The organism is Salipiger marinus (assembly GCF_035481585.1).
Lineage (GTDB): Bacteria > Pseudomonadota > Alphaproteobacteria > Rhodobacterales > Rhodobacteraceae > Salipiger > Salipiger marinus.
Genome location: NZ_JAYKSL010000015.1, coordinates 114295 through 126990 on the forward strand (window position 1 = coordinate 114295; position 12696 = coordinate 126990).

General features: G+C 66.7%; 8 protein-coding genes. 3 read left to right on the forward strand and 5 right to left on the reverse strand.

The genetic code is table 11. The annotated features are described in order from the left end of the window. Positions 1-35: 35 nt before the first annotated feature. The gene (locus tag VK682_RS18735; RefSeq protein ID WP_230797302.1) at positions 36-4730 is read right to left on the reverse strand and encodes a DUF3320 domain-containing protein; all 4695 of its coding nucleotides are present in this window, start codon (positions 4728-4730) and stop codon (positions 36-38) included. A 461-nt stretch (positions 4731-5191) separates the two neighbouring features. Between VK682_RS18735 and VK682_RS18740 the strand changes: the two genes are divergently transcribed. Continuing rightward, positions 5192-5857: an MFS transporter permease gene (locus VK682_RS18740; protein WP_230797303.1), complete on the forward strand. Its 666-nt coding sequence runs from the start codon at positions 5192-5194 to the stop codon at positions 5855-5857. A gap of 101 nt (positions 5858-5958) precedes the next feature. Here VK682_RS18740 and VK682_RS18745 read toward each other — a convergent pair whose 3' ends face one another. Both VK682_RS18745 and VK682_RS18750 read right to left on the reverse strand, forming a co-directional pair. Further along, positions 5959-6687 carry a CPBP family intramembrane glutamic endopeptidase gene (locus tag VK682_RS18745; RefSeq protein WP_324782333.1) on the reverse strand — a complete coding sequence of 243 codons (729 nt, stop codon included), beginning with the start codon at positions 6685-6687 and terminating at the stop codon, positions 5959-5961. A 220-nt stretch (positions 6688-6907) separates the two neighbouring features. Further along, complete coding sequence (locus VK682_RS18750) at positions 6908-7795, reverse strand: LysR family transcriptional regulator (protein WP_230797308.1); 888 nt, start codon at positions 7793-7795, stop codon at positions 6908-6910. A gap of 88 nt (positions 7796-7883) precedes the next feature. Here VK682_RS18750 and VK682_RS18755 point away from each other — a divergent pair, with 88 nt between their 5' ends. Continuing rightward, a complete protein-coding gene (locus tag VK682_RS18755; protein ID WP_324782334.1) occupies positions 7884-8450 on the forward strand; it encodes an NAD(P)H-dependent oxidoreductase in 567 nt (188 codons plus the stop codon). Between the two features lie 69 nt (positions 8451-8519). Here VK682_RS18755 and VK682_RS18760 read toward each other — a convergent pair whose 3' ends face one another. Continuing rightward, on the reverse strand, positions 8520-9974 hold the full coding sequence (locus VK682_RS18760) for a fused MFS/spermidine synthase (protein WP_324782335.1): 1455 nt from the start codon (positions 9972-9974) through the stop codon (positions 8520-8522). 644 nt (positions 9975-10618) lie between these two features. On the opposite strand from VK682_RS18760, the gene VK682_RS18770 reads away from it, so the two are divergent. Continuing rightward, the gene (locus VK682_RS18770) at positions 10619-11086 is read left to right on the forward strand and encodes a DUF411 domain-containing protein (protein ID WP_324782337.1); all 468 of its coding nucleotides are present in this window, start codon (positions 10619-10621) and stop codon (positions 11084-11086) included. A 923-nt stretch (positions 11087-12009) separates the two neighbouring features. Here VK682_RS18770 and VK682_RS18775 read toward each other — a convergent pair. Then, on the reverse strand, positions 12010-12453 hold the full coding sequence (locus tag VK682_RS18775; RefSeq protein ID WP_324782336.1) for a transposase family protein: 444 nt from the start codon (positions 12451-12453) through the stop codon (positions 12010-12012). Between the last annotated feature and the right edge of the window lie 243 nt (positions 12454-12696).

Genomic DNA, 12696 nt, shown 5'->3' on the forward strand with positions numbered 1-12696 from the left:
CCCCCGCCCGAAAGCAGGGGCGCGCCACAGCACGATCAGCCGGACAGCGCGGCGGAGATCACCGCCGACAGGTCGCTGCCCACCCGCTGGAAGCCCAGAAGCCGGGCCACCGCGCGGATCATCTCGTCTTCGGAGACATCGCCGCTGTCCTGCCGGACGAGCCGCGCCGCCGCCGCGATTTCGACCGGCGGCAGATAGGCGGCCTTCAGCAGGCTGCCGGTTTCCTCGGAGCGGTCGCGCACCGGCGGATCGCCCGCCTGCGCCTCGGTCATCAGGAAATCGCCGTCGCGCAGCAGCTGAGGCTCCTGCCGCAGGGCGACCCCGATGGCATGGCCCGTCGCCTCGCTGATCCGGGATCCGACCCGCGCCCGCCCGAAGGCGGCCGAGATGCGGCGGGCGATCTCGTCCCGGTGCACCGGACCTTCCAGCGACACGATCTGCACCACCAGATCGGCAAGATGGGTCACCGGCGCCTCGTGCGGGTCCACCCCGGCGCGCACCACCAGATCGGCGCGGACATAGGCGGGCATCTTCGGGCCCGGTTCCGCCGCGGGACCGGCTGCGGGCGCCACCTCGGCGGGCAGGTCGGGAAGCTGCGGCATCGCCACCTGATTGGCGCCCTGCACGCGGATGCCCTGTTCCATCGCCGCATGGGCGGCCAGCAGCGCCGCCTTCAGCCGCGCGATCTCGCGCGTGCGGTGGTGGAACCAGTCGGTGCTCCAGATCCGGTGAAAGCGCCAGCCGAGGTTTTCAAGGATGTCCTGCCGCAGCCGGTCGCGTTCCCGCGCCCAGAGGGCGCTGTGATAGGTCGCGCCGTCGCATTCCACCGCCACCAGATACTGGCCGGGCCGGTCCTTGTGCCGCACGCCGATGTCGATGCGGAAGCCCGCGCTGCCGACCTGCGCATCCGCGACAAAGCCCAGATCCCGGATGACGCTGGCCACATCCTCCTCGAAGGGGCTGTCAGGCTCCAGCCCGGTAGGGGTGCGGACATCCATGATCCCGGTCTTGGCGTAATCAAGGAAGCGCTTGAGCACGCGCGGCCCGTCGCGCCGGACGCGGGTGGGGTCGATGTCGCCCGGATCGAAGGAGGCAAAGACCTCGCAGCGCACCCGCGCGCGCGAGAACAGCACGTTGAGCCGCCGTTCCCCGCCTTCGCCATTGACCGGACCAAAAGACATGGAGGCGAGCCGCCCGTCCGGTTCCTGCGGACCATAGCCCACCGAAATCAGGATCACGTCGCGTTCGTCCCCCTGCACGTTTTCGATGTTCTTGACGAAGACATCCTCGGATTTGCCCTCGCGCAGGAAGGCATCCAGCACCGGATCGGCGCGGCGCTGCAGTTCCAGCACCTCGGTCAGCATGTCGGCCTGAGTCTTGGAAAAGGCCACCACGCCCAGCGACAGGTCGGGCCAGCGCCGCGCATGGTCGGCCATGGCGCGCACCACCTCCTCCGCCTCGATGCGGTTGGTGCCCTGCCGCCCGAGGCCGCTGCCGCCCCGCGCATAGACCCCGGAGACGCGGCGGAACTTGAGCCCGTAATCCGGATCAAGCTGCAGCGGCGAGGGTGGCAGCACCAGCGAGTCATTGTAGAATTCGGCGTTGGACACCCGGATCAGCGAGGGATCGCGGGACCGGTAATGCCATTCCAGCATGCGCTGGCGCAGGCCCCGCGCCTCGCAGAGCGACAGGATGCTTTCCATATCGGCGGCGGTGGCGCCCACCGGCAGATCCTCGTCCTCTTCCTCGCTGTCTTCGGCGTCATCCACCAGCCGGTCGAAGAACGATGTGGGCGGCAGCTGTTTCTGGTCGCCCACCACCACGATCTGCCGCGCGCGGGCGATCACCCCCAGCGCATCCTCGGGGCGGATCTGCGAGGCTTCGTCGATCACCAGCAGGTCGAAGGTCACGCTGCCCGGCGGCAGGAACTGCGCCACCGACAGCGGGCTCATCAGCATCACCGGCTTGATGCGCTGCACCATGCCGCCTGCCTTGCGCATCAGCCAGCGGACCGACTTGTGGCCCTTCTTGCGGCCCACCTCGCCCCGGATGATGCCCATCTCGCCCACGGTGCCGCGCGGCATCTGGTCGAAATGGCGCGACAGGATCAGCGTCTTGGCGGTTTCGATACGGTCCTTTTCCTGATCGCGGAACAGGCTGACCAGATCGTGCCGGTCCAGCTGCGGCAGGCTGTTCAGATCGGGACGCGCGGCGCGGGCGGCGGTCCAGCGCGCCTCGGCGCAGGCATAGATGAATTCCTGCGCGGCGCGCGACGGCTCCACCTGACCGGAGGACACCGCATCGACCACATCCCCCGCCTCGGCGGCGACGACGCGGCGGATGGCCTGCGCCAGCCCGCCCCAGTCGCCATAGCGCGAGGGTGCGGCAGCCATCTGCGCGAAGGTCGCGTGCACATCGCCCAGCGCTGCCGCGTCAAGCTCGCGCCCCAGCCCCGCCTGCGCCAGATCCAGCCGCAGCCGTGCCACCGGGGCGGCGATCCGCTCGCGGCAGGCGGCGATGCGGCTGTCCAGCGCGTCAGCCTCGGCCTGCGGGTCGGGCAGCGCGTCCAGCGCCGCCAGAAGCTGCGCCGCAGTGCTGAAGGTGCCCGCGCGGCGCAGATCGGCCAGCCAGCGCGCCACGGCCTGCGCTTCGGCAAAGGGCGTGCGCTCGCCGCGCCATGCGCCCGCCAGCGTGGCCTGCAGCCAGCTTTCTTCTTCGGCAAGGCGGCGGCGACGGGTCTGCACCTCCGCCAGTTCATCGACCAGCGCCAGCCGCTCGGCGGGCGGTTTGGGCAGTGGCCCCGACAGCAGCCCCGCCAGATCCGTCGAGGCCCGGCGATAGCCGCCAAAGATCCGCGACAGCAGCGAGGCCTGTCCACGCGCCAGCGCCATGCGCAGCGGCGCCACCTCCGCCGTCCATGCCGGGGCGGCAAAGCGTTTTTCCGCCGCAGCATGGGCCGCAGCCCAGTCCGCCCCCGCTGCCAGCGCCTCGTGCAGGCGCGGCTGGTCGGCGGCGTCAAACAGCACCGCGCTCCACTCTCCTGCGCCCTCCGGCTGTGCGGCCAGTGCCCGCAGCCCCGCCACCAGCGCCAGCAGGCCGGTCAGGCTCTGCGGCTCCGGCAGGTCCAGCGCCTGCGCGATCCGCGCCGCCTCGGGCCGCAGCGCGTCGATCTCTGCCAGCGCGGCGCGCAGGTCCATCTCCAGCCGCGACAGGTCGGTGGGCTGCAGATCAAAGGCGGCGGTGCCCCGGAACGGGTGCTGCTCCGGCGCCCCCACCCGGTCCAGCGCCACGACAAAGCCCGCGATGGCCTCCTGCGCGCGGCGGCGGGCGGTCCGGTCCAGCTGCCCCAGCCCGGCAAGCGGGATGACGGGCGGCGGCGCGCCCTTGCCGATGCAGCCCACGATCTCGGAAATTGCCTGAAACGGCGTGTCGCCGGTGGGCGGCAGCGGCTCGTGCAGCAGCGCGGTGATGCGGTTCAGCTGGTCCCGGGTGGCGCGCAGGCGGGCGGGATCCGCCGCGTCCGGCAGCTTGTCGGTGCTGGCCATCAGCGTCCGGCCCAGTTCCTGCGCCAGCGCCTTTTTATTCGCGGTGCGCGAATGCAGTTCCAGACAGATGTCGCGCAGCCCCACGCGCACCAGCCGGTCATGCACCACCGAGAGTGCGGCCATCTTCTCGGCCACGAACAGCACCGACTTGCCGTCATGGGCTGCCGCCGCGATCAGGTTGGTGATGGTCTGCGACTTGCCGGTGCCGGGCGGGCCCTGCACCACAAGGCTGGCGCCGCGCCGCACCTCTTCGATCACCTTGGTCTGGGAGGCGTCGGCATCGATGACCTGAATGATCTCCGCCGGATCAAGCAGGTCGTCCAGCCGGTCCTCAGCGCCAAAGACCGGCCTGTCCTCCTCGAACCCGTCAGCCAGCAGCCCGCGCAGCAGGCCGTTCTTGGCGAAAGCGTCGGCGGGCCATGTGGCGGGGTCCAGATCGCGATGCATCAGCAGCTTGGCGAAAGAGAAAAAGCCGATCTGCATGCCGTCGGCATCCACGGACCAGCCGGGCTGCGCCGCCACCGCCTCCTGCACCTGCGCCAGATACAGCGACGGCGTCCAGCCTTCGGTCTCGTCGATCTCGGGCAGCAGGATGCCGAAATCCTGCCTCAGCCGTTCCAAGAGCGGCAGGTTGGTCGAGATGTCATCCTCGCGCCCGGCAATGTCGAAGGTGGAGGTGCGGTCGTTGCGAAGCAGCTGCACCGGCATCAGCACCAGCGGCGATTCGCGCACGACCTCCGAGGACGGGCTTTCGCGCCAGCGCAGGAACCCCATGGCAAGGTAAAGGATGTTGAGCCCCTGCTCTTCCTCCGCCGTGCGCGCATCCGAGGCCAGCCGCAGCAGACGGCGGGCCAGCGCCTCCGGCCCCAGCGGCGTTTCCAGAAAGCCGTCGGTCAGCCGGTCAGATTCGGGCGGCAGATCGGGTTCAGGCAGGGCCAGCGCCATGTCTTCGCCCTCGCCCTCGCCGGTCCGGTCCTTGCCCATGGCCTTGAAGCGCATGCGCCTGCTGCTGCCGCGCAGAATCGCAAAAACCTCGTCAGCGCGCTCGTTGATGAGGGTCAGGCAGTTCGCCCGGGAATTGGCGCGGTTCACATGAACCAGCCGGTTGCGGGTTCCGGTATCAAGCAGCTTGCGACGGGCGGCCTCAAGGACTTTCGAAACGCTTTTTTCTTTATTTTCCAACATCACAGTCGTTCTGGTTGCATCCGGCCATTTGGGGGCGAAGCGCGGAGGAGTGTCAAGGCGGGGCGCCGGGAAAGCAGGTCGGACCAGCCCGCCGGTCCGGTCCGCCAAGGGCAGGCGCCCTGCCCCGCTACAGGACAAATGCCCCGGCCAATAGCGGGCAGCGCCGCATCAGCCGGATATTTTGTCAGAAATTTTTTACCAATTGCATTGCCCCCCGCCCCTCCTCCCGCCGGACCCGGGGCCAGCAGGTGACAGCTGCCCGCCTGCGCGGCGGGAGCCGCGGGCAAGCAGCCCGCGTTCCGGTGTCGTGGCGCCAATGTCCGGCTGCAAAAAATGCAACTGCTGTCATACTCAGACGGTGGCGCGGATGCGATCCTTCACCGAATCCGACCGCACCATGGCGTCACTTGCGGCGTCGGGTTAGGATCATCCATCCCGGATACAGGCGCGCCATGGATTTCATGAACCTCCTCCGCTCGGCGGAACTGCTGCTTTACGAGGTGGTGTCCTGGCTGGTTTTTTACCCGTTGACCCTGTTGCGCTGCGTCCTCCGGCCAATGTCGATGATCGCCTATGCCGAGCAGGAGCTGAACCGCCCGCCCGAGGATCAATTCGCTGACGCGCTAAGCCCGCCGATCTTCCTGTTCCTGACGCTGATGATCGCCCACATGATCCAGAGCGGCTTCATCCACAAAGAGGCGATTTTCGAAGGCGTGCTGGCGGACCAGCGCAATCTGCTGGTCCTGCGGGCGGTCGCCTTCAGCCTGTTCCCGCTGCTTCTGGGCATCCAGCATGTGCGGCTGTCCGGTCAGGATCTCAGCCGCAAGACGCTGCGACCGATGTTCTATGCGCAATGTTATGTCACGGTGCCTTTTGTGGTGACGCTGGATCTGGCCATCATGCTGGGCAGCGTTTCGGCGGGCTGGTCGGGGCTCGCGCTGACGGTGTTCGGGCTGGGGCTCTGCTGGTATGCCGTGGCGCTGACGCGCGGGTTCATGGTCCATCGCAACACCAGCCGTGCCAAAGCCATCGGTCAGGCGATGCTGGCGATCTCGCTGGGCGGGGTCAGCTTTCTTGCCATCCTTGCGCTGTCGCTTCTGACCGGGCCGATGACTGTCGGCGGCTGACGGGGCCGGGGCTGGGCCCGCAGCACTATCAACCGCCCCGGCGCCGGACCCGCGTGTTCAGGCGGATGGCACTGCTGCGAGACAACGGCCATGGCGTTTGCTCACGCAGTGGTGCCGATGGGCGCGTGGCCCACGGCAAAGGCAAACAGGAAACCGGTCCAGTCATTCAGGACATGCGCCCCCGCCGAAACCCACAGATTGCGGGTGACGATGTAGGCCAGCGTCAGCAAGACACGCGCAGTGCCGATCCCGATCAGCGCCTGCGCCCAGTTCCAGTCATAGGTCGGCAGATGCGCCGCCCCGAAGAGGAGGGAGGAGATGACAAGCGCAAGCATGATCCCGACCCGCCGCGACAGATGCATCCGCGAGACGCAGACCCACAGCACGGCAAGGAAGGGCAGGATCCCCAGCAGTTCCTCTCCGACCAGTTGCGGGAGGGTCGGGATAAGCCGTGCGACAAGCTCGGGGGCGGTCATGCTGCCCAAAGAAACGGCCACGGGATTATGGCTGAAGGTGACAAACTGCGACAGGATCAGCCCCATGGCCAGCGACCCGACCAGCGCCAGCGCGGCGAAGGCGACCATCTGGCCCAGCTGCCACAGGCCGACAGGTCCAAAAAGCACAGTCCAGTGAGGCCCGGCGACCCTGCGCAGCGCCAAGAGCGGGAGGATCACGAACAGAAGCGCCGGGATCAGGCTCTGCGGAAAGCCCTGCAGTGGCAGCAGGGCCAGAACGCCAAAGGCCAGCACAAGCGCGGCCATCAGCATCAGCCAGTGCCGCCCGTTCAGGTGAACCGGCAGACCGGCATAAAAGGGAAAGTCCGGTTTCATTGACCTCGGCCTTCTGTGCAGCATTCAGATCGGGCGGGGCTGGCCACCAGCCGCCCCTGTCCATCGCGGGGCTGGCGCAGGCAGGCGGCTGTATCGCCTGCCCGGTGCAGACCGCCTTTCGGAATGCGGATCATGGCGCAGTTTACGTGTTCGCTTGGCACGCCACTATCCAGAATGCGACGGCTGCGTGGGAACCTGTCCGATCCGGGCCCGCGCCGCGTTATCTTAGCGCCGCCGCCAGCAGATCCGCGACATGCCGCAGGGCCCGGTCCTTTGCGCGGCGCTGATGCCACGCAAGGTGGAGGGTAAAGCCGGTGACCGGAATGGGGGTGGGCAAGGTGACAAGGTCGCGGGCCGTGGCCACCACCCGCGAGGGCAGCATGGCGATCATGTCCGAGCCGCGCAGCAAGTCGGGCACCATGCCAAAGCTCGGCACCACCAGCCCCACGCGGCGCGTCCGGCCAAGGCGGGCCAGTTCGGCATCCAGCGGGCTGCGCGCCTCGCCCCGGCCCGAAACAAGGATATGCGGCCAGGCCAGCCATTGGTCGAGACCGAAGTCCGGAATCGCCGGATGTCCGGGGCGCAGCGCAAGGACATACCGCTCGGCCAGCACTTCATCCCGCTGGATGTCTGCGTCGTCATCGGCAAAGACCGAAATGGCAATGTCGGTGCTGCCGTCCATCAGCGCGGCCTTTGCGGCCCGGGCGCCGTGCCAGGGCTGGATCACCAGATCAAGGCCGGGGGCGGTGTCGGCCAGCGCCCGCTGCAGCGGGCCCGTCACGAACAGCGCCGGGTAATCCGCCATGGCGATCCGCAGGGTCTGGCGGATCCCGGCCAGCGGCAGCTCCGGCGGTTCGACCAGATCGGTCACGCCTGCCAGCAGCGATTTCAGCGGAGCGCGCAGGGATTCCGCCTTGGCCGTCAGCCGCATGGTGCCGCGCCCGCGCTCCAGCAGTTCATCGTGAAACAGATGGCGGCAGCGTTGCAGCGCGGCAGACGCGGCGGGCTGCGACAGGCCCAGTCGATCGGCGGCCCGGCTGACATGCGCCTCGTCCAGCAGCGCATCAAGGATCACCAGCAGGTTCAGGTCAAGCGAACGCAAATTCATAAGAGTGATAATAGATCAGATTTTTTATCGATTGGAGTAATTTCTTGGAAGCCCGCATCGTCGCGTCAGTCCAACACCGGAGATGACGATGACAAAGACCCTGATCCTGCTGTTCCATCCCGACCTGTCCCGGTCCAAGGCCAATGCCGCGATGGCCCGCGCCGCTGCCGCCTTGCCCGATGTGGAGGTGGTGGACATGACAGCCAGCGCCCCGAACGGGCTTGATCTTTTCCGCGATGGCGAGGCCGAGGCCGCGCGGCTGCTGTCGGCCCGCCGGATCGTGCTGCAATTCCCGGTGCAATGGTATTCGACCCCGCCGCTTCTGAAGGCTTGGCAGGATGCCGTGCTGACGCGCATGTTCTACCTGAGTTACGAGACCGAAGGGCGCCGCGTGGAAGGCATGCCACTGATGATCGCGGCCACGGCAGGCAACACGCCCGACGCCTATCGTCACGGCGGGCGCAACCTCATGCCGGTTGCCGACCTGCTGGCGCCGCTGCGCGCCACGGCGCATCGCTGCGGGCTGGTCTGGGCTGATCCCTTTGTCCTTTACCGTGCCGACAAGCTGTCACCCGCAGAGACAGAGGCCGCCGCGCAGGAGTATGCCGCGCATCTTGCCCGCTGGATCGCCACGCCGCAGGGACAGGCGGCCTGACCCATGGAAAGGCCGATGACAGCGTGTGTCGGCCCTGTGGGCCTTTTCACGCCTTCCGAAGTTGTGGCGTCACCGGTGGCCGACCCATCCGCGGTCATCGGTAAAGGCCCGGGCATCCGAGATCCGCGCGGGGCTGTATCTGTCAGGCAAACTGTCCAGCGGGGCAAGCGGGAGGCGCGACGCCGCAAACAGGACATTGGTGCGACCGGTCGAGGTCCGGGCGCCGTGAACAACCTCCACATGCGGATAAAGCTCGCGCAGGATCGCATGGACACCCCGGGCAAGCGGGCCGTCGGGCCTGTCCAGAAGGTTCACGTAGACCGGACCTTCGACAATCTCCCGCAGGCGCGCGAAGGCCTCGCGCGTGACCAGATGCGCCGGGACCGAGCCGGAGGAGAATGCATCCATCACGGCGGCATCAAAGCGCTGCTCGGTTTCGTTCAGATAGACCCGCCCGTCGGCGTGAAAGATGCCAAGACGCCGGCCTGCTCCGTCTCCCTCGGCCGCGTCAAAGCCGGTCCGCGCGATCATCTCCGCCGCGCGCGGCATATGCGCACGCACCACCTTCGTCACCAGCGGATCAATCTCGACCGCCACCGCCTCTGCTGCGGGGCGCGACGCGAGCAGCTTCGTTGGCAGCGTGTAGCCGCCCCCACCGACGAACAGCACCGAAGGGTCGGGCCCAAGGTCGCGATCCATCCGCGCCCAGAACCATTCGGTGTAGCTGAGGGCCAGCCCGACCGTGCCATCATCGCTGGCCTCTCCGGGCGCGGTGCTTTCGGCGGCCTGCATGGTTCCGTCCGAGACAAGGCGCACCTCCGGACCCTGCCGGTCGACGTGCAGGCAGGACAGGCCCGATTCGTACTGGCAGGCCGGGGTTCCGGCGAGGCCCGCAAAGACGACAAAGACCGCAGCCGCGATGGTCGTTCCGGGTGTACCCGTCTGGCCGCCGCGCACGAATGGCAGGCATAGCAGCACAGCCACCCCGCAGGCCGCAAACGTCGCCGTGGACCCGATCCATGGCAGCGTGACGAACCCGGCAAGGATGGCCCCGAAGATCGCCCCGACCGAACCAGCGGCCAGCACGAAGCCCAGCGAGGATCCCTCCCGGCCCGGACGCGCCTCGATCGCAAGTTTGGCGAGCAGGGGCGATGGCAGCGTGACACAGACCGAAGCCGGGAAGAAGACGAGGATCACGCTGAGCATCATCCCGTCGGTGCCGCGAACCCCCCAGGAATGGAGCAGGCCGAGCAGCGTGGGCGACACCGCCATAAGCACCGCCGTCGCGACAAGCGCACTGCGGACATTGCGCAAGGCGACGGCGCGAGGCCGCTCCGCCACGATCCCGCCAAGCGCGCTGCCAAGGGAAAAGCCGCCCAGCACCGTCGCGATCACGGTGGTCCAGGTCAGCAGGGAGGTGCCGAAAAACGGGGCGAGCACACGGCCCGCCGCGATCTCGTAGGTCAGCCCCACCGCCGACAGGGCGAGGATGAGGGCAATGAGGACAGGAAACCGGATGGTCATCTCCTTGGTGACTGCAGGGTGTCGGTGCTGAACAAAGCGAAGAAGTAGCGGTTCTTTGCAGGAAATCATGTCGTCGCCTACCGGAAAATCTGCCCCATCTGTCGTCAAGCGCTTGAAGCTCGGGGGAAACGGTCGTCCTCATCCTGTGCGCGCATATGCACGTTGTCGCCCAGCAAGACGAGCCACAGCCGGGGCTGCCGCGCGGCGTCACGCCCTCTGGATCAGGCCGCCTGCGCTCTCAGGGGCAGCCTGCACATCCGTCGGCTGATGGCCCATGAGCGGCACGCCCGCCCTTGCCCCGCACTGGGCCCGGGCACCGATGTGGCGCAGGAGACGGTCGATGCGGCGATCCTGCGTGATCCCGTCAGGGACGGGGCTGGCAGGATCCGCTCCTCGCGGGCGAGGATGGCGAACATCCGACAGAACATTGCCCTTGCGCATCGGCTGAGGGGTGTTTTTCTTGCGACACCAGTATTCGGCATTACCACGCTCTGACCCGCGATTCTGGCAGAGAGCGGAGCCACCGCGCGTCTCGCCTGAACGCCCTGCGGCTGCCTTTCTTCCAGCCGTCCTGCAGGGGAGACGCAGCCTGCCCGACCAGAACCGCACCGGACCATCTGCCACGATCTGACAGGAGACCACCGATGACCCTGACCCGACGCGCCCTGATTGCTTGCGCAGCAGGCTTCACCGCCACCTCCCCTTTTGCAGTTCTTGCGCAGGACCTGCCGTCGATCCATGTCTTCAAGGATCCGAATTGCGGCTGCTGCACGGCCTGGATTGACATCCTCCGGAGAGACGGTATCGCTGTCACGACCGAGCCCAGCTTCGGCACGCTTCTGATGACGCACAAGCTCGAGAGCGGCATTCCGGCGGACATGATCTCCTGCCACACGGGCAAGATCGCGGGCTATATGGTCGAAGGGCACGTGCCTCCGGCGGACATCCGCAGGCTGCTGGCCGAGCGCCCTGACGCGATCGGCCTTGCTGTGCCGGCAATGCCCTACGGCTCCCCCGGCATGGGCCCAGAAGATGCCCGCGAGGCTTATGATGTCTTCCTGATCCGCAGAGACGGCAGCACAGAGGTCTTCTCCCGCTACGAGGCCGCCTGACCTGCTCCAAGGTTTCGACCGGCATGCGGATGAACCGGGGCGCCTGATCCCGGAATGTGCTCCGCAGCGGATGTTCTAGGGTGAACTGTGGCAAGCTCTTGATGCCCGGCAGGCGCGCCGATCTTGAAAGGATGGCGAGCAGCCTGTGGAACTGTCGGGGCTCGAAGGATCCGTGGTCCGGGCTGGAGCAATAGAGATGCTAAAGCGGCGCTGCGCAAAAGCCGGCGGGTAGCACCTTCGGCCGCCCTTTCCTTGCAACTGGCATTATGAAAAACAGTTTTCCTGTTCAAGGAGCGCCTTCAGTCTGCTTGTGCGCATTCTGAGGTGTATCCAATCCCGCTCTCAAAGCTTTTCTCTTTGGCCAGATACCTTGCGAACGCCGAACGGCGTTGCAACGCCTCGAACCGACCAAATCGCCCAGCAGAAAATCGCAATTCGCCCCGCGGAAGGTAAGAGAGGTTGGCTGATTCAATGCGGTTCTCCGGACAACCTTTTGGTCCGCCAAGGCCAATAAGTCCAATGAAACATACCGACTACTGACCGGGAAGTCGACCTTAGGACAGCGAAAAATTTGTTTCGGTAGGTATTCCCGTATTGTTCGGAGCCGATGTTGTGCAAGCCGCTGATCAGAGCGGGGACAGTAATATCCGATAACGCAAGAAAATACTTCCCACCTGACGGAATAAAAGCTTCGGACTGACAAGACAGAAAGTATTTCCCCAGGAGCAGAGTGTATAGATCGTCTCGTCCGGCAGGCTGGCAAAAGTTGCCACCGCGCGGGAGAAAAACATCGTCCGCCAATGCCAACCGGGGATGACTGCCATTGTGCGCAGGTGATCTCGGTTCCGGCGTCCATCGCATCGGCGCGCTCGGCGGGGGCGCTGAGCTGATGCCGATCACTCGTGGCGCACTGGCTGGCGGTCTCATCGCGGTGCGGACGCTGCGCAGGAAGGTGTCTTTGGTGACTGGCAGGAGCAGTCGTGAAGCCAGGGCCTGAGCTGGCCGCCCACCGAGGGCGACACCGAGATGACGGGCCAAGTCTTGCAGACGCCCCGTCCGCCGTCCGTAAGGCTGACAATCGCAGGCGTGAGCCGCTCCGCTAAGATCGGTGCCCGGCATGAGACCGACCGGCACCGAAAGCGCCGAGCATACAGAACAATACTGACTTGCCGCCCATGCGCCGGCAGATCCGTAAGACGACGCCGGTAGTGGCTATGAACGCGCCGAGACATCTCGCCGCATCTTGGGCAGGCGGCGGCTCTGCCGACCGGACGCGCATGGATCAGTACCCTGCCGTCAACCAGCTCGACCCGTTCCGCCTTCAACCCTCCGGGCAGGAACGCCCGTAGCTCCGTTCCAGATGCCATCCGCAACCTCCCCCGAAGATTGCCGAAATGTAGCGTTTCAAGGATTCAGCTGAACCAAATACGCCTCAGACCCAAAATTTCACGCCTGTTCACACCTTCACTTTGCGCCAGTCGAGACCGGCAAACTGCGCCTCGGACTGCGCCGGTTCAACGTCATCACGCCGTCCCGAACCACCGGCCAGGTGAAGGTGGTCTCCTCCAGCCGCTTGTACCTTGCGAGAGAATGCAGCCGCACTCGACGCA

Coding starts and splice junctions, on each gene's coding strand:
- VK682_RS18735 (WP_230797302.1), bottom strand. CDS start 4,730: ATGTTGGAAAATAAAGAAAAAAGCGTTTCGAAAGTCCTTGAGGCCGCC.
- VK682_RS18740 (WP_230797303.1), top strand. CDS start 5,192: ATGAACCTCCTCCGCTCGGCGGAACTGCTGCTTTACGAGGTGGTGTCC.
- VK682_RS18745 (WP_324782333.1), bottom strand. CDS start 6,687: ATGAAACCGGACTTTCCCTTTTATGCCGGTCTGCCGGTTCACCTGAAC.
- VK682_RS18750 (WP_230797308.1), bottom strand. CDS start 7,795: ATGAATTTGCGTTCGCTTGACCTGAACCTGCTGGTGATCCTTGATGCG.
- VK682_RS18755 (WP_324782334.1), top strand. CDS start 7,884: ATGACAAAGACCCTGATCCTGCTGTTCCATCCCGACCTGTCCCGGTCC.
- VK682_RS18760 (WP_324782335.1), bottom strand. CDS start 9,974: ATGACCATCCGGTTTCCTGTCCTCATTGCCCTCATCCTCGCCCTGTCG.
- VK682_RS18770 (WP_324782337.1), top strand. CDS start 10,619: ATGACCCTGACCCGACGCGCCCTGATTGCTTGCGCAGCAGGCTTCACC.
- VK682_RS18775 (WP_324782336.1), bottom strand. CDS start 12,453: ATGGCATCTGGAACGGAGCTACGGGCGTTCCTGCCCGGAGGGTTGAAG.